We start from the raw sequence: 17728 nt of genomic DNA, 5'->3' as shown, positions 1-17728 counted from the left end.
CATGGCCCAGTTCCAGCATGGAAATCCGTTTTCCTGTTTCGGATACGGCATGTGCATGCACGCAAGTCCACTGGGATGCAGGTCTTTGTCGTTCTCATGTGGCGGCGCACCGTCGTTTGTGACGCCGCTTATGCCGGAGGCCGTCTCCAATTCATCCGCCATTCCCGGAACGAAATCATCACAAATGAATTTTTAAAAATCGCTTGAGAAAGCTGCCCCATCGGCCGAGCGTCTCCATTGCTTCCGATTCTCGCCAAGGCTGCTATCCTCAGGAGAGAGACCTTATCCGCAAAGGACCGTAGAACGCATTGCCTCCCATTCTTGTCGCCCGTGATTTAACCAAGAGCTTTGGCGCCGAGCCGCTGTTCCGGCAAGTCAGCTTCACCGTCGACGACGGCGACCGCATCGGCCTGATCGGCCCCAATGGCGCGGGCAAGTCGACGCTGCTCAAAATCCTTGCGGGCGAGCTGGAGCCGGACGCCGGCGAGGTGGCGCGCCGCAAATATTCGCGCATGAGCTACGTTCCGCAGGAATCGGTCTTTGATGCCGGACTCACCGTGCGTCAGGTCATCGAGCAAGCAATGGAGCGTACCGCCGTGCCGGTGGCCGAACGCGAGGCGCGTCTGGCGGAGACCCTTGGCCGCTCCGGTTTCACGGACTTCACGCAGGAGGCCGCCTCACTGAGCGGCGGTTGGCGCAAACGGCTGGCCATCGCCGAGGCGCTTGTCTCACAGCCTGAACTGCTGCTGCTCGACGAGCCAACCAACCATCTCGACATTGCGGGCATTGAGTGGCTGGAAGGGCTGCTCGGTTCGGCGCGCTTTGCCGTCGTCATGATCAGCCACGACCGCTATTTTCTGGAGAACGCCGCGGCCAGCATGGCCGAACTCAGCCGCGCCTATCCGGACGGCATTCTGCGCATTGAGGGCAACTACAGCCGCTTCCTCGAAAAGAAAGAGGAGTTCCTGACCACGCAGGCAAAGGCGCAGGAGGCCCTGGAGAACCGCGTCAAGATCGAGATTGAGTGGCTCCGCCGCGGCCCCAAGGCGCGCACCGGAAAGTCGAAGGCGCGCATTGACCGCGCCCACGAGTTGATGGGCGAGCTGGCCGAGGTAAGTTCGCGCAACCGCACCGGCAGCGCGCAGGTGGAACTGACCGAGAGCGGCCGCCAGACCAAGCGGCTGATGGAACTGGAGGGCGTCGGCTGCGAACTCGACGGCTACCCGCTCTTCCACGACCTGAATTTCATCTTCATGAACGGCACGCGCGTGGGTCTTGTGGGGCCGAACGGCTCAGGCAAGTCCACGCTGCTGCGCATTCTGCGCGGGGAGCTGGCGCCCTCGGCGGGAACCATCCGCCAGGCTGAGCAACTCAAGGTCGTCTGCTTTGAGCAGGAGCGTAAGCTCGATCCCAGCCTCACGTTGCGCCGCGCCCTCGCGCCGGACAGCGACAGCATCATCTATCAGGACCGCGTGGTGCACGTGGCCTCCTGGGCCGCGCGCTTTCTGTTCACCAGCGAGCAGCTTGAGCAACCGGTAAGCCGGCTGAGCGGTGGCGAGCGCGCCCGCGTGCTGCTGGCCCAGCTGATGCTGCAACCGGCCGACCTGCTGCTGCTCGACGAGCCGACCAACGACCTCGACATTCCGACCCTAGAGATATTGGAGGAGACGCTGCTGGAATACCGCGGCGCGCTTGTGCTCGTCACCCATGACCGCTACATGCTCGACCGCATCAGCAACGTGGTCATCGGCCTCAACGGCCAGGGAGAGATCTCTTCCTTTGCCGACTACCAGCAGTGGGAGGTGTGGCAGCAGGAGACCACTGCGCCCAAGCCGAAGCGTGCCACGGAACCCGCGCGCACAGAATCCGCAGCCCCGGCGAAGAAAAAGCTCTCCTACATGGAAGCCCGCGAATATGCGGCGCTCGAAGAGAAGATTCCCGAGGCCGAGCGCCTGCTGGAAGGGAAGAAGGCCGCATTTGACGATCCGGCCATCGTCAGCGATGCCACGCGGCTGGTGACGGCGCAGCAGGAGATGGACGCCGCGCAGGCCGCGCTCGACACCCTGATGGAGCGCTGGCTGGAGCTGGAAGAGAAGCTCAGCTAGCATCCGCCCCGCGAACGCGTTTTTCGGTCATCGCACATGCCTCACCTCTGCCCGTTGTTGGCAGAAGTGGGTGTCCGTCTTCTTCACTGTCAGCCGGAATGCGTACGCTGCCGCCAGGTCGTGCGGCGCAGTGCAGGCCGTTCCCGCCGGGTTCACCTTCCTCCGTAACTTGCGCGATGGCGCAGGCGGGCTTTCAATTTCGTGAAGGCCGAATTGCGGAAAATCAACTTCCTCTAGAAGTCTGAGTCTCCGGCACTGTGCAAATCGCAGCGAGTACGATACTCGTGAGCGATTTTGAGCCCCCCGAACAATAGAAAGGCAAACCATGGAGTTCCTTGAGCTGATTGAGAAGCGGCAGTCCGTGCGTGCCTATGAGCGCGGCGCGGTCGACTTGGGTAAGCTGGCGGTGATCCTGGATTCGGTCAACCGCGCGCCCTCGGCCGGAAACTTCCAGGCCTACGAGATTTTTGTGGTGCCACAGGCTCGGCTGGAAGCGCTCGCCGCCTGCACCTTCCATCAGGACTTCGTGGCCAACGCCGATCTTGCTCTGGTGGTCTGCACCCACGCCGAGCTGTGCAAGTATGACAATCCCGAGCACTGGGCCGTGCAGGACGCCTCGATTGCGGCCACCTACGCGCATTTGGCGATAACCGACTGTGGACTAAGCACTTGCTGGGTCGGAGCCTTCGATGCGGCCAGGGTTGCGGAGCTGATTCAAGCTCCCGCCGGGGTAGTGCCGATGGCGATTCTGCCGGTGGCCGCCGCTGCCGAAGAGCCTGAGCGCACGCCGCGCCGGCCGCTTTCGAGCCTTGTCCACCGCGTGCAGTAACTTTCGGCACTTCCCGTTGCATGGGAAGTACCGCTCCCTTCGTTATGGGGGTGCCCCGATGGTTACGTTGACATTATTTGTCATCGCCCCTAACTTGGGCTAATACAGTAAGAAGGCAACTGTTTCACTGGCTTGACTGTTCCCCCCGAGAAGGAAGATTGAGGAGTAGAGAATGTCGCAAAAGTTGGCGGACCTGCTCGTAAAAGAGCGGGTCGTGACTCCAGAGCAGATGGCGCAGGCGCTGAAGACCCAGATCAAAACCCCGGGCTCAAACCTCGGCACGATTTTGGTCGAACAGGGGCTTGCCAGTGATGAGAACCTGCAGCCCTATCTGTCAAAGGCTTATGGCGTTCCTGCGTTGGAGCAGGAATTCACCGTCAGCCCGGAAGTCACGCATCTTCTGTCCTATGAAAGTGCCCGCCGCCATCAGGTGCTGCCGCTCTCGCGCAACGGCACCTGGCTGAGAGTGGCCATGGTCGATCCTTCCAACGTCTTTGCCATGGACGAGTTGAAATTCATGACTGGCCTGAACGTGGACCCTGTGGTCTCCACCGAAAAGGTCATCATGGATGGCATCGAGAAGGCCTACACCGGAGGGGGAGACGGCAACGGCAACGGATTGCTGGGCGACTCCGCCGTGGTGGAGGATGGCGAGGCACCGGTCGACGAACTCGAACAGGTCATGGCCTCGTTCGAGGAGGAAGAGGCCCAGGACGTTGAGCTTGAGGAAGAAGAGGACGAGCAGAACGTCGTAGGCCTGGAGCAGGCCGCCGAGCAGGCTCCGGTGGTGCGTCTGGTCAACGTCATCCTCACCGAGGCCGTCAAGCGCAAGGCTTCCGATATTCACATGGAGCCTTACGAGACCGAGTATCGCGTGCGCTTCCGCGTGGACGGTGTGCTTCAGACCATCATGAAGCCGCCGAAGAAGATGAAGGACGCCATCATCTCGCGCATCAAGATCATGGCGAAGCTGGACATCAGCGAAAAGCGCCTGCCGCAGGACGGCCGCATCATGCTGAAGATGATGATCGAGGGCAAGAAGAAGCAGCTCGATTACCGCGTCAGCTCGCTGCCCACCCTGTGGGGCGAAAAGATCGTGCTCCGCCTGCTCGATAAGGAAAACCTGCGGCTTGATATGACGCAGCTCGGCTTCGAGCCTGAGTCGCTCGAAAAGTTTACGCGCGGCATTTACAAGCCGTACGGCATGGTGCTGGTCACAGGCCCGACCGGATCGGGCAAAACCAACACGCTTTACTCGGCCATTTCGCAGTTGAACAAGCCGGACACCAACATCATGACCGCCGAAGACCCGGTCGAGTTCCAGCTCGGCGGCGTCAACCAGGTGCAGATGAAGGAGCAGATCGGCCTGAACTTTGCGGCCGCCCTGCGCAGCTTTCTCCGTCAGGATCCGAACATCATCCTCGTCGGCGAAATCCGTGACTTTGAAACCGCTGAAATCGCCATCAAGGCCGCTCTTACCGGACACCTTGTGCTCTCCACGCTGCACACCAACGGCGCTCCGGAAACCATCAGCCGACTGATGAACATGGGCATTGAACCGTTCCTGGTGGCGACCTCCGTGCACCTCATCATGGCCCAGCGACTGGTGCGCCGCATCTGCAGCGGCTGCGCCGAAAAGCAGGACCTGCCAGCCAAGGCGCTGTTGGACGCCGGCTACACTCCGGCCGAGGTCAAGGCCGGCATCACGGTCAAGAAAGGGCGCGGCTGCGCCAAGTGCAATGGCAAGGGCTACAAGGGCCGTACCGGTCTTTACGAAGTCATGGAAATCGACGACGAACTGCGCGAGCTGATTCTGGTGGGTGCCTCCGCCGTCGAGTTGAAGAAGAAGGCCGTGGAAAACGGCATGATCACCCTGCGCCGCAGCGGACTCATCAAGGCCGCCGCCGGGGTAACGACTTTGGAAGAAGTCGCGCGCGAAACCATTCACGGCTAGCTGCGCGGCAACCTGAAATTGAAGGGGAAGTATGCCTGTTACTTTGAGCGATCTGCTCCGGAAAATGCTGGACCTGGGCGGGAGTGATTTACACATCACCACCAACTCGCCGCCACAGGTGCGCGTGCACGGCCATCTGCAACCGCTGGACATGCCGCCGCTGACGCCGGCCGATACCAAGCAACTGGCGTACAGTGTCATGACCGATTCGCAGAAGCACCGCTTCGAGGAAGACCTTGAAATGGACTTCTCCTTCGGCCTGAAGGGACTGGCGCGCTTCCGAGCCAATGTCTTCAACCAGCGCGGAGCCTGTGCCGCGGTCTTCCGCGTCATTCCGTTCGAGATCAAGTCATTCCAGCAATTGAGCCTGCCGCCCATTGTCAGCAAGCTGTGCGACAAGCCACGCGGACTGATTCTGGTGACCGGCCCGACCGGCTCAGGCAAATCGACCACGCTGGCCGCCATGCTCGACAAGATCAACAGCGAGCGGCATGAGCACATCATCACCATCGAGGACCCGATCGAGTTCGTGCATCCGCACAAGAACTGCCTGGTGAACCAGCGCGAAGTGCACCAGGACACCAAGAGCTTTTCGAGCGCGTTGCGTTCGGCTCTGCGTGAAGATCCCGACGTGGTGCTGATCGGCGAAATGCGCGATCTGGAGACCATTGAGAGCGCGCTGCGTATTGCCGAAACCGGCCACTTGACCTTCGGCACCCTGCACACGAACTCGGCGGCCTCCACCATCAACCGCATCATTGACGTCTTTCCGTCACATCAGCAGCCGCAGATTCGCGCGCAGCTTTCGCTGGTGATGGAAGGCGTGCTCTGCCAGTCGTTGCTGCCGCGAGTCGGCGGGCAGGGCCGCGTCATGGCCATGGAAATTCTGGTCCCGACGCCGGCCGTGCGCAACCTGGTTCGCGAGGACAAGATCCACCAGATCTATTCCTCCATGCAGTCCGGGCAGGACAAATACGGCATGCAGACTTTCAATCAGAGCCTGATGACGCTCTACATGCAGAAGCAGATTTCACTGGAAACGGCCATCCAGCGCTCCTCCCTGCCGGAGGAGTTGCAGGATATGATTCACCGCGCCACGAATGGCAAAATGGCCACCGGGCGCCGTTAAGCTTCGGGCACGGAAGCGAGGAACACGATGCCAGTTTTTACCTACACGGGCACCAACTCGACGGGCGAGAAGGTTCAGGGCGAACGGGCGGCCGAAAACCGCCAGGTGCTGCTGAGCACGCTCCAGCGCGAACGCATCACCGTGGCCACCGTCAAGGCCAAGAGCGAGGGATTGAAACTCAATCTCTCCTTTGGCTCCGGCAAGGTTCCGGCCAAGGAAGTCGCCATCTTCTTCCGGCAGTTCAGCGTCATGATCGACGCCGGACTGCCCCTGGTGCAGTGTCTGGAAATCCTGGCATCCAACCAGGAGAACCCGTCGTTCAAGAGCACGCTGACCGGCGTGCGCACCTCGGTGGAAGGCGGTTCCACGCTGGCCAACGCCATGCGCGCCTATCCCAAGGTGTTTGACGACCTGACCACCAACATGATCGAGGCCGGTGAAACCGGCGGTATTCTCGACACCATTCTGCAGCGCATTGCCAGCTACGTGGAAAAGAACGTGAAGATGAAGGCCGCGGTGAAGTCGGCACTGGTCTACCCGGTGTCGGTCATCTCCATTGCCGTCATCGTGGTTGGCTGCCTGCTGAAGTTTGTGGTCCCAGTCTTTGCCAACATGTTCGCCAGCCTGGATGTGGCGCTGCCCGCGCCGACCAGATTTGTCATGGGCCTGTCCAACTTCATCAGCGATTTCTGGTGGGTGATGCTGCTGGGGCTGGCTGCCATCTGGGTCGGAGTGGGGCAGGTGAGAAAGACGGAAGCCGGCCGCCTGGCGGTCGACAGAGCCATGCTCGGTCTGCCCGCCTTCGGGCCGGTGCTCCGGAAGATCGCGGTTGCGCGCTTCACCCGCACCATGGGCACGCTGATTACCTCCGGCGTTCCGATTCTCGAAGGCTTGGCGATTACCGCCCGCACCTCGGGCAACGCCGTCATCGAGCAGTCGCTGATGAAGGTGCGCAAGGCCATTGAAGAAGGCCGCACCATCGTCGATCCGTTGCGCGAATCCGGCGTGTTCCCCAACATGGTGGTGCAGATGATCGGCGTTGGCGAAGCCACCGGCGCCATGGATTCCATGTTGCAGAAGATTGCCGATTTCTACGAGGACGAAGTCGACGCTGCCACCAGGGACATGTTGACCCTGTTGGAGCCTTTGATGATCGGCTTCCTCGGCACGGCCGTCGGCGGCATCGTCATCTCGCTGTACATGCCGTTGTTCTCGATGATTGCCAAGCTGAGCGGGTGATCCCATGCGTCGTACCCTGGTCGAGCGGAACTGGATCGACTGGCTGGTCAAGGTGCGCATTCTGGTCATCACCTTCCTGCTGGTCATCGAACTGGCCATCACGGAGCTGACGACCACCAACGTCAATCAGCGGTTGTTCGTCGGCGTCATGCTGTGCTGGTATGCCGTGTCGCTGCTGTTTCTCTGGGCAGCTTCAGGGAGAAGCCTGCTTACGCCGCGGCTGGCCGAGGCGCAGGTGGTCAGCGATCTGGTGTTTGCCACCGTCGTCATCTACGTTACCGGCGGCATCGACACTTCGTTCAACTTCCTTTATCCGCTCATCATCATTCTGGCCAGCGCGCTGCTCACGGAGACCGGCGCGTACCTGACGGCGGGCTTCAGCTTCATGATGTTCGGCTCCATTCTGGAGCTGACTTACTTTGAGCTGATCCCGTCGTACGGCGTTTCGCACACGGACCCGAAGTCGCTGCAGGCGATCATTCTGATCAACCTGTTTGCCTACGGAACCATCGCCTACCTGAGCAACCGGCTGACCTCGCGCCTGCGCCAGGTCAACGTGGAACTGGCTGACCAGCGCGGCGCACTTGAAGACCTGCAGGCGCTGCATGAGATTGTGGTGGACGCCATTCTCGGCGGGCTGATCACCACCGACGCAGAAGGCTCCATCAAGCTGGCCAATCCTGCGGCAATGCGCCTGCTGGGACGCGAGGGCGAATCCTTGGAGGGCGTCAACGTCGACAGCCTCTTCGATGGTCCGCTGCTGCGTCCGGCAAACGGCGAGCCGGCGGCTCGGCAGGAGATTGGCGCGCATACTCCGGGCGGCGAGAAAAAGATCTTCGGCTTCTCGGTAAGCCCGCTGCAACTGCCGGGCAACGGAGACCTGCCCCGAAGCACCCAGCCCATCGGCTACGTTTACACCTTTTCCGATCTGACCGAAGTGCGCCGGCTGGAGCACGAACTGCAATTGCGTGACCGGCTGGCCGCCGTTGGACGGATGGCCGCCGGAATCGCCCACGAGATCCGCAACCCGCTGTCTTCCATCGCCGGTTCGGTCAAGGTGCTGTCGGGCATTGCCACGCTCACCGAAGACCAGCGCGCGCTGGTGGAGATTGTTACCAGCGAGAGCGAGCGGCTGAACCGCATCATCACCGACTTCCTCACCTACTCGCGCGACCGCAGCTATGAGATGGGGCCGGTGGAGTTGCGCTCGAAACTCGAGGACACGCTGACCCTGCTCAGCAACAGCGCGGGCGGCGTGGAGATTGTTCGCCAATTCGAGGCCGATGAGGCCTGGATGCTGGGCGACGCCGGGAAGCTGCAACAGGTCTTCTGGAACCTGTGCGAGAACGCGCTGCGCGCCGTCTCCAAGAGCAGCCAGCGCACCGGACGCTCGTTGACCGTGCGCCTGACCGGCGAGGGCAATGAGTGGCGTGTCAGCTTCCTGGACACCGGTCCGGGCATTCCACCGCATTTGAACGAGAAGATTTTTGAGCCGTTCCAGAGCGCCTTCGAGGGTGGCACCGGGCTTGGGCTGGCCATCGTCTACCAGATTGTGCAGGCGCACAAGGCGCGCATTTACGTGCGCAGCGAGCAGGGAATTGGCACCGAGTTCACGCTGTTCTTCCGCAAGCTGCCGGCTGAAGCCGTGGCGCAGCGCCGCGAGCACGCGGGCGCGGGAACGGTCAGCTAGACGGCGGCGGAGTCCGCAGTGAAAGGGGATTATGGGCTACATACTGGTTTGCGATGACGAACGCTCCATCTGCCAGATGCTGCAGATCGCGTTTCAAAACCAGGGACACCGCGTGGAGACCGTCACGCACGGCGACCAGGCGCGGCACAAGATCGACAGCAATCTATATGACGTTGTGGTGACCGACGTGCGCATGCCGGAAGTGACCGGCATGGACGTGCTGGAGTATGCGCGCCGCGTTTCTCCCGACACGCTGGTCATCATGATCACCGCCGTCGACGACATGCAGACGCCCATCGAGGCGCTCAACGCCGGTGCGTTCTACTACATTCGCAAGGGGCCAAAGCTGCTGGAAGATGTGATGACCGCCGTCTCGCTGGCCATGGACAAGCAGCTTCTCCGCCAGCAGAACGCGGCGCTCAAGCGCGACGCGGCTACCCGCAACTCGCTCGACAACCTGGTGGGCGAGAGCGAGGCGATGCAGAAGCTGAAGGACACCATCCGCACCATCGCCGGAACCACCTCGACCGTCATCATCACCGGCGAGAGCGGCACCGGCAAGGAACTGGTGGCCCGCGCCGTGCACACCTGCTCGCCCCGCGCCAATGAGGCCTTTGTCAGCATCAACTGCGGCGCCTTTCCGGAGACGCTGCTGGAAAGCGAGTTGTTCGGCTACGTCAAAGGGGCCTTCACCGGAGCCAATGCCAACAAGCGCGGCCTGTTTGAAATGGCCAATGGCGGCACCATCTTCCTCGACGAGATCAGCGAGACCACGCTGCCCATGCAGGTAAAGCTGCTGCGCGTGCTGCAGGAGCGCACCATCCGGCCGCTCGGCGGCGGGCAGGAGACGCCCATCGACGTGCGCGTGATCGCCGCTACCAACAAGGACCTCTACAAGCAGGTGGCCGAAGGGCAGTTCCGCGAGGACCTTTACTACCGTCTCAGCGTCATCCCCATCGTGGTTCCGCCGCTGCGCGACCGCGGCGACGACGTGGTGCTGCTGGGCAACCACTTCCTCAAGAAGTTTGCCGTGCAGATGGGCAAGCAGATTCAGCGGCTCTCGCCCGAGGCGCTGCAGATGATCAAGAGTTACGACTGGCCGGGCAACGTGCGCGTGCTAGAGAACACGATTGAGCGCGCGGTGGCGATGGAGAGCGGCGAGGATCTGCGTATCGACCTGCCACAGGCGTCGCAGGCGGCGCGTACCGCCGCGGCCAGCAACGGCTTTGCCGGAGCGCCCGGCGTGGTGCTGCCCCAGCAGGGGCTCGACATGGAGAAGTACATCGCCGACATCGAGAAGAGCCTGCTGCAGTCCGCGCTGCGCCGTTGCAACGGCGTGCAGACCAAGGCCGCCGAATTGCTGCACCTCTCCTATCGCAGCTTCCGCCACCTGATGAAGAAGTACGATCTGTAAGGTTTCGGCAGGTTTCGAAAGGTGTCGTAAGGTTTCCAGTTGCGAGTTGTGAGTTTCAAGTTTCAAGCGAAGAGGTGCGGAAACAGCAGATTCTTCGTCGCTGCGCTCCTCAGGATGACCCATCGCAAAGGGGGCGGCGCGCGGCCCTGTCTTCAGCCGTTCGGCGCGCAAGCGAAGTTCGGCGCAAATGAAGCTCGGAGCGTAAAGAAAGTCCGGCGCACAACAGAAAAGGCCAGCGCTTTGCGCTGGCCTTTTCAACCTACCGAAACCTACCGAAACCTTACGACACTTTTCGACACTTTTCGAAACCTCTCGAAACCTTACCGGCTTCCCTCTCGAAACCGGAAACTTGAAACTCGAAACCAGAGTTTCTACTTTCCCCTGCGCAGGAAGTGGTCCTTGTGTTCTTCCTTCGTGGTGGCCAGCCGCTTCTTGCGGTTCTCGTAGCTGGCGTGGATGAACGACTTGAACAGCGGGTGCGGCTCCAGCGGCTTTGACTTGAACTCGGGGTGGAACTGGCAGCCGAGGAAGTACGGGTGATCGGGCAACTCCACAATCTCCACGTAGGTTCCGTCCGGAGAGCTTCCTGTGATCCTCAACCCTGCGTCGGTCAACTGCTTTTCGTATTCGCGGTTGAACTCGTAGCGATGGCGGTGGCGCTCGCTGATGACCTCCGAGCCGTAGGCCTCATAGGCTTTCGAGCCCGGCACCAGATGGCACTCCCACGCGCCCAGGCGCATGGTTCCGCCCAGCTCCTCCACACCGCGCAACTCGCGCAGCTTGTAGATGACGCGGTGCGGCGTCGCCGGATCGAACTCCGTGGAGTTTGCGTCTCCCAGCTTGCACACGTTGCGCGCAAACTCAATGCAGGCGGTCTGCATGCCCAGGCAGATGCCGAAGTACGGCACCTTTTCCTCGCGGGCGTAGCGGATGCCGTTCAGCATGCCCAGAATGCCGCGCTTGCCGAAGCCGCCCGGCACCAGGATGCCGTCGTAGCCTTCCATCTGCTGGCGGTAGCTGTCGTCGGCGGTCTCCAGGCCCTCGGCCTCAATCCACTGCACGCGGAGCTTCAGGTTGTAGTTCAGCGCGGCGTGCACCAGCGCTTCCTTCAGGCTCTTGTAGCTGTCCTCGTACTCCACATACTTGCCCACAATGCCGATGAGCACTTCATCGGCCGGGTTGTAGGCGCGGTGCACAAGGTCTTCCCACAGCTTCAGGTCCGGCTCCGGAGCATTCAGCCGCAGGTACTTCACCACCAGTCCGTCCACTCCTTCCGAGTGGAAGCTGAGCGGGCACTCGTAGATTGATTCCACGTCGCGGCCGGTGATGACAGCCGCCTGCTCCACGTTGCAGAACAGCGCGATCTTTCCCTTGATGTCCGGCGAGAGGAAGCGGTCGGTGCGGCAGATAAGGATGTCCGGCTGAATGCCGACCGAGAGCAGTTCCTTCACGGAGTGTTGCGTCGGCTTGGTCTTCAGCTCGCCGGCGGCGGCAATCCACGGCACCAGCGTCACGTGGACGAACAGGGTGTTGTCGCGGCCCAGTTCCTGGCGCATCTGGCGGATGGCCTCGATGAACGGCAGCGACTCGATGTCGCCAACCGTGCCGCCAATCTCGCAGATGACCACGTCGGTATCCGGCGCGTCGCCCAGCTTGTGCATGGCGGCTTTTATCTCGTTGGTGACGTGCGGAATGACCTGCACGGTCTTGCCGAGATAGTCGCCGCGGCGCTCCTTGGCGATGATTTGCTCGTAGATGCGGCCGGTGGTCAGGTTGTTGTCGCGCGAGAGCCGTGCGTGGGTAAAACGCTCGTAGTGGCCGAGGTCAAGATCGGTCTCCGCGCCGTCGTCGGTGACAAAAACCTCGCCATGCTGGAATGGCGACATGGTGCCCGGATCGACGTTCAGATACGGGTCAAACTTCTGCATATTGATCTTCAGGCCACGCGCTTCCAGCAGAGCGCCAATGGAGGCCGCCGCCAAGCCTTTGCCCAGCGACGATACAACTCCGCCCGTCACAAAGATGAACTTTGCCGACATTGCTTCCTCGTCTTCAAATTGTGTATGGACTTGTGACGTCTAGAGGGGTGCACAACCAATTATCGCGGAATGTGGCCTGGCTGACAAGCTGACCCCGGCGTAAACATTTCTCGTGGAAAATGTTTACACCGCGAACCCCGTCCGGGTGGCCAATGCCCCAGGGAAAACAGCGTGGAAAATGGCGGCTTCCCGCCGTTACCGGCGCGCGGTCTGCCCGCCGAATGTTCTCCCTGAGGCACTCAGTTTTCCGTGAGGTGGCTCCTGCCTTTTCCGCAGAATTCGGCGCGCATTCCCGGAGCCGCCACTTCCGGGCTAGAATGCCTGCATGATTCGAGCGGGCAAATCGTGGCGAACCAGATTCGGGCGCTGGCTGCTGCTGACGGGCGTGCTGCTGTTGTGCGCGGCGGCCATGGCGCAGGTCGGCAAGCGGCTCATCCTCAAGGACGGCAACTACCAGGCGGTGCGCGAATACAAGATGGAAGGCGACCGTGTGCGCTACCTCAGCGCCGAACGTGGCGAGTGGGAGGAACTGCCGTCCTCACTGGTGGATTGGAAGGCCACTGAGGAGTGGAACAAGCCGAAGACCAGCCCCGCGCTGCGCAAATTCAGCGAGGAAGAGGAGGCCGAGCGCCGCGAGATGCTGGCGCAGACTCCCTCGGTCGCGCCCGGCGTGCGGCTGCCCGTCGAAGGCGGCGTCTGGGTGCTGGACGAGGTGGACGGCCGCCCGAAGGCCGTGGAACTGGTGCAGGCCGGCAGCGAGCTGAACAAGAACACCGCCGGAAACATTCTGCGCGCGGCCATCAACCCGCTGGCAGGCAGCAAGCAGACCTTTGAACTCAAGGGCGCGCACGCCAGTTTGCGCGTGCATACGCCCGCTCCGGAGATTTACATCAACATCGACGGCGAGGGCTTTACCTCCAAGCTCGATCCGGGCGACCGCTTCCACATTGTGCGGCTGGAGAGCACACGCCGCGACACCCGCGTGCTGGCCGCCAGCAAGACCACCTTTTATGGCAAGGTGAGCCGCCAGGAAAACGTGATTGGCTCGCGCGCCGAAAAGTTCAGCGGCAACTGGGTCAAGCTCATTCCGCTCGACGCCATGGAGCCGGGCGAATACGCCGTGGTCGAGATGCTCTCCGCGCAGGAGATGAACCTGTACGTGTGGGATTTCGCGTACGAGAGGTAGGGGAGAAGTTTCGCATTTAGATTTCAAGTTTCGAGTTCTTGAATGGAAGCGCAGAGGTTTCGAAAAGTGTCGTAAGGTTTCGGAAGGTTGAAAGGTCAGCGTGGCGCTGGCCTTTTTCTTTGGGTGCAGTCCCCCACGATGCGTCATCCTGAGGAGCGCAGCGACGAAGGATCTGCTGTTTTCCGCACTACTCAGAGGACGCGTATTTACCCCTGTCATCCTGAACGATGCGGGCAGCAGAAAGGCCGCGCATAAGCGCGGCCCTCTCGAAACTGGAAACTTGAAACCGTCCTACGGCACAATCCCCATCTGCGCCACGGCAATGTTGTCGCGGGTGGAGTTCTTGACCACGTACATCATCTCGTCGGCCTGGCGGATGAGGTCATGGGCAGTGCGGGCGTCCTCAGGGTAGGTGGCCACGCCCATGCTGGCGCGCACGTTCAGATTCAGCCCCTCGGACTGCAGGAAGGTGGTGGAGCGCAGAATGTCGCGCAGGCGGCGTGCCACCACGGCGGCCGCTTGTTTGTTCGTCTGCGGCAGCAGCACCACAAATTCGTCTCCACCGTAGCGGAAGGCAAAGTCGATCAGGCGCAGGCGCGTCTTGATGGTGTAGCCGATCTCGGCCAGCAGCTTGCTGCCGACCAGATGGCCGAACGTGTCATTGACGTTCTTGAAGTGGTCGAGGTCGAGGAACAGCACGCTGAACTCATAGCCGAAGCGCGCCGAGCGGTAGACCTCGCTCTCCAGCGTCTTGTACAGATGCCGGGCGTTGTACAGGCCCGTGCAATCGTCGGTGATTGTCAGCTCTTGAATTTTCTCGACGGCGCGCGCGTTGTCGATGGCGATGGCGGCATAGTCGGCCATCGCGCTGAGCAGCAGCAACTCCTCGTTACCGAAGCCGCCCATGTCAACGTTCACAAGCTGGATGACGCCGAGGACGCGATGGTGCGAGCGCAGCGGAATGCAGATGATGGAGCGCGTGCTCCACTTGGTGAACTCGTCGATGCGGCGGGCAAAGCGTTCGTCGCGCGTTACGTCCGGCACCAGCAGGCTTTCGCCATGCTTGGCCACCCACCCGGCAATGCCTTCGCCCACCTTCAGGCGGACCGATTTCAGCGCCTCGCTGGCGTCGCCGACGGCGATGGCGAAGTACAGCTCCTGCTTATCCTCGTCCACCATCAACAGGGACCAGTTTTCCGGCTGGAAGTAGGCGGCAACCTTGTCCATGATGGTCTGCAGAATGGAGTCAAGGTTCAGGGAAGACGTGATAGCCTTCGCGACGTCGTGAAGAATGGCAAGCTCGGGTAGTTTCCGCTTGGTATCCATACTTGAAATGCTCGTCGCGAAAGCGATCATCTCCTTGCAGGCGGCAGTCAGCCCTCAATGGGCACGTTGTTGCTTTTGGGCCGGTGCAGATTCGTGGGATTACATTGTCAGGAATACCGGCTTCCGTCAAGTGTCAGAGAAGGCTAGCCCTTTCGGGTGGCCCCGGAACGTACTGTGGTGACCTCCGGGAGAGGGGCGCTGCCGGGCGTGGGGTGCAAAGCCCGGAGCAGGCGGTCATGGAATGTGGCAAGGCACTTATGGGGAGTAAGCAGAATGCCAATGTACTACCGAGTGGCCAAGCTGCTGAAAAAACGATTCTTAGAGTGTGGTTTCCATTGACGGCAGCGGTTGTGGAAAAATATGATGCAGTGAACGGCTGAATTCTGGATGAAATCATGACCGACAGGGGCCTTGTTGTGGGTTCGTTTGGAGAAAAACTCAAGCGCGAGCGCGAATTACGATCGATTTCCCTGGAGGAGATCGCCACTGCAACCAAGATCGGTACGCGGTTGCTGCGCGCTTTGGAAGAAGAGCATTTCGATCAGCTTCCAGGTGGAATCTTCAACAAGGGATTCGTGCGCGCCTATGCGCGCTATGTCGGCATCGATGAAGAACAGGCCGTGGCAGACTACGTTGTCGCCGCAGGCGAACTCGCCGACCACGATAATTTTCAGGCTCTCTCGCAGCAGGTGGAAAACGCACACCAGCGCGACCTGCAAGCCTCGGGCGTAAGCAGCCAGTCGCACGGCGTGGCTTGGGCCGTGATGGCCATTGTGCTGCTCGTGCTGATGGGCGTCGGTTACTACGGCTGGCATAACGGAGCCATCCGCGCCATGGTGCTCAAACTGGTGGCGGAGCCGCAGACGGCCCAGCAGACGCAGCCGCCCACGCAGGCCCAGCCCCAGCAGGCAATTCCGCAAAACAGTCCGTTGTTGCAGCCTTCCACCGACGCGAACGCCACACAAACTCCTGCAACGAATACTCCTGACGCGAATGCCGCCGGCACCACTCCGGCGCAGCCTGCCGTGGCGGAAGAGAAGCCGGCAACGCCGGGCGCTCCCGTGGAACTGCACGTGGAAGCCACTACGCGAAGCTGGATCTCCATCGCCGTCGATGGCAAGCAGACCGACCAGTTGACGCTCGATCCGAAGAGCGACACGGAGAAGTCGCGCAGCTATCGCGGCCAGAAGAAGATTCTCCTTGTTACCGGGAACCCGGCCGCGCTGGTGGTGACCTACAACGGCAAGAAGCTGGCGCCGTGGCCGGAATCCGGCAAGCGCAAGATGGTGGTCTTCACCACCGAAGGCGTGACCGAGCAATAACCCGGGACTGCATTTTTCCGTTCAAACCACATTCAGACCCTTCCCTGAGCCGGGTGCGCCGTTCGCTGCTCGCAGGGCGGATTTGGGGCCTAAATGGTTGCGGATCACATTCTGCGCCCGGTACACTGGTTACAGTTCCGCAACTGTGGCTGCCAACGAGATACCAGCCTGAATTGTCCCGAGGAACACCAGGAGGACTTTCCATTGTCGTCGAACCGTTTTCTGTTTACGTCGGAATCAGTGACCGAGGGGCACCCCGACAAGATTGCTGATCAAGTTTCTGATGCCATTCTGGACGAATGCCTTGCCCAGGATCCTTACAGCCGCGTTGCCTGCGAAACGCTGACTGCCACCGGACTGGTGGTGATCGCGGGCGAAATCACGACCAAGGCCTATGTCGACTTCCAGAGCCTGGTGCGTGGTGTGGTGGCTTCGATCGGCTATAACAACGCCCTCTACGGATTTGACTCGAACACCTGCGCGGTGATTTCCACCATCAACAAGCAGTCGGGCGACATCGCCATGGGCGTGGACACCGGCGGCGCCGGTGACCAGGGCATGATGTTCGGTTACGCCGCGAACGAGACCGAAGAGCTGATGCCGATGCCGATTTCGTTGGCGCACAAGCTGACCCGCCGCCTGTCGGAAGTCCGCAAGAACGGCCTGCTCGACTATCTGCGTCCGGACGGCAAGAGCCAGGTGACGGTGGAATACGATGCCGCGGGCAAGCCGCAGCGCGTGGACGCCGTTGTCATCTCCACGCAGCACGCCGAGAACATCGGCAACGATAAACTGCGCGCCGACATTCTGAAGCACGTCATTCAGGCCGTGATCCCGGCCAACCTGCTCGATGCCGACACCAAGTACCACATCAACCCGACGGGCCGTTTTGTCATCGGCGGACCGATGGGTGACACCGGCCTGACCGGCCGCAAGATCATCGTCGACACCTACGGCGGCATGGGCCGTCACGGTGGCGGCGCGTTCAGCGGCAAGGACCCGACCAAGGTCGACCGCTCGGCGGCTTACATGGCGCGCTACATTGCCAAGAACATTGTGGCTGCCGGCCTGGCCGACCGCTGCGAAGTGCAGCTTGCCTACGCCATCGGCGTGGCCGAGCCGGTCAGCGTGCTGGTTGAGACCTTCGGCACCGGCAAGATCGAGCGCGAAAAGCTGCAGCAGATCGTGCGCGACAACTTCAAGCTGACGCCCAAGGGCATCATCGAGTCGCTGGACCTGCGCCGCCCGATCTACCGCAAGACGGCTGCCTATGGTCACTTCGGCCGCACCGAGAAGGAATTTACCTGGGAAGCCACCGACAAGGCGGAGGCGCTGCGCGCCGCTGCCGGTCTGAAGGCTGCCGCCAGCAAGTAGTCGTTCGTAATTTCCAGGGCCGCGACGGATACCCTCCGCTGCGGCCTTTTTCTTTTGCCGATGGGAATGCGCCAGGGCCGCGACTCTGCACGGTGTGTGGCCTCTCTTTGTCTTGCGCGCA

The 17728-nt window shown here is 61.4% G+C and carries 12 protein-coding genes; 10 read left to right on the top strand and 2 right to left on the bottom strand.

All coding sequences use genetic code 11. The features are described 5' to 3' along the window. Positions 1 to 308 precede the first annotated feature (308 nt). From AC6IZO_RS08225 to AC6IZO_RS08195, 7 genes are all read left to right on the top strand, one after another. Complete coding sequence (locus AC6IZO_RS08225; RefSeq protein WP_497809833.1) at positions 309 to 2105, top strand: ABC-F family ATP-binding cassette domain-containing protein; 1797 nt, start codon at positions 309 to 311, stop codon at positions 2103 to 2105. 325 nt (positions 2106 to 2430) lie between these two features. Then, positions 2431 to 2934: a nitroreductase family protein gene (locus tag AC6IZO_RS08220; RefSeq protein WP_497809831.1), complete on the top strand. Its 504-nt coding sequence runs from the start codon at positions 2431 to 2433 to the stop codon at positions 2932 to 2934. A 172-nt stretch (positions 2935 to 3106) separates the two neighbouring features. Continuing rightward, complete coding sequence (gene pilB, locus AC6IZO_RS08215; protein ID WP_497809829.1) at positions 3107 to 4888, top strand: type IV-A pilus assembly ATPase PilB; 1782 nt, start codon at positions 3107 to 3109, stop codon at positions 4886 to 4888. Positions 4889 to 4919: 31 nt separating this feature from the next. After that, positions 4920 to 6017 carry a type IV pilus twitching motility protein PilT gene (locus tag AC6IZO_RS08210; RefSeq protein WP_497809827.1) on the top strand — a complete coding sequence of 366 codons (1098 nt, stop codon included), beginning with the start codon at positions 4920 to 4922 and terminating at the stop codon, positions 6015 to 6017. Between the two features lie 27 nt (positions 6018 to 6044). Continuing rightward, a complete protein-coding gene (locus AC6IZO_RS08205; protein ID WP_497809825.1) occupies positions 6045 to 7256 on the top strand; it encodes a type II secretion system F family protein in 1212 nt (403 codons plus the stop codon). A gap of 4 nt (positions 7257 to 7260) precedes the next feature. Then, entirely contained in the window at positions 7261 to 8946 is a 1686-nt protein-coding gene (locus AC6IZO_RS08200) for a two-component system sensor histidine kinase NtrB (protein WP_497809823.1), read from the top strand. A 31-nt stretch (positions 8947 to 8977) separates the two neighbouring features. Next, a complete protein-coding gene (locus AC6IZO_RS08195; protein WP_497809821.1) occupies positions 8978 to 10360 on the top strand; it encodes a sigma-54-dependent transcriptional regulator in 1383 nt (460 codons plus the stop codon). A 371-nt stretch (positions 10361 to 10731) separates the two neighbouring features. On the opposite strand, the gene pyrG is transcribed toward AC6IZO_RS08195, so the two are convergent. Next, positions 10732 to 12399, bottom strand: coding sequence for a CTP synthase (pyrG, locus tag AC6IZO_RS08190; RefSeq protein ID WP_497809819.1), 1668 nt, complete (start codon positions 12397 to 12399; stop codon positions 10732 to 10734). Positions 12400 to 12724: 325 nt separating this feature from the next. On the opposite strand from pyrG, the gene AC6IZO_RS08185 reads away from it, so the two are divergent. Continuing rightward, a complete protein-coding gene (locus AC6IZO_RS08185; RefSeq protein ID WP_497809817.1) occupies positions 12725 to 13585 on the top strand; it encodes a hypothetical protein in 861 nt (286 codons plus the stop codon). Positions 13586 to 13876: 291 nt separating this feature from the next. Here the strand turns inward: AC6IZO_RS08185 and AC6IZO_RS08180 are convergent, their stop codons facing one another. Next, positions 13877 to 14911 carry a sensor domain-containing diguanylate cyclase gene (locus tag AC6IZO_RS08180; protein WP_497809815.1) on the bottom strand — a complete coding sequence of 345 codons (1035 nt, stop codon included), beginning with the start codon at positions 14909 to 14911 and terminating at the stop codon, positions 13877 to 13879. A 395-nt stretch (positions 14912 to 15306) separates the two neighbouring features. Between AC6IZO_RS08180 and AC6IZO_RS08175 the strand changes: the two genes are divergently transcribed. Beyond that, positions 15307 to 16233, top strand: coding sequence for a helix-turn-helix domain-containing protein (locus AC6IZO_RS08175; RefSeq protein WP_497809813.1), 927 nt, complete (start codon positions 15307 to 15309; stop codon positions 16231 to 16233). 204 nt (positions 16234 to 16437) lie between these two features. After that, on the top strand, positions 16438 to 17607 hold the full coding sequence (gene metK, locus AC6IZO_RS08170; RefSeq protein ID WP_497809811.1) for a methionine adenosyltransferase: 1170 nt from the start codon (positions 16438 to 16440) through the stop codon (positions 17605 to 17607). Positions 17608 to 17728: the final 121 nt, after the last annotated feature.

It is taken from the genome of Oryzophilus luti (assembly GCF_059726245.1).
The sequence above is the reverse complement of the archived record's forward strand: the minus strand, read 5'-3'. Positions and strand labels throughout refer to the sequence as shown.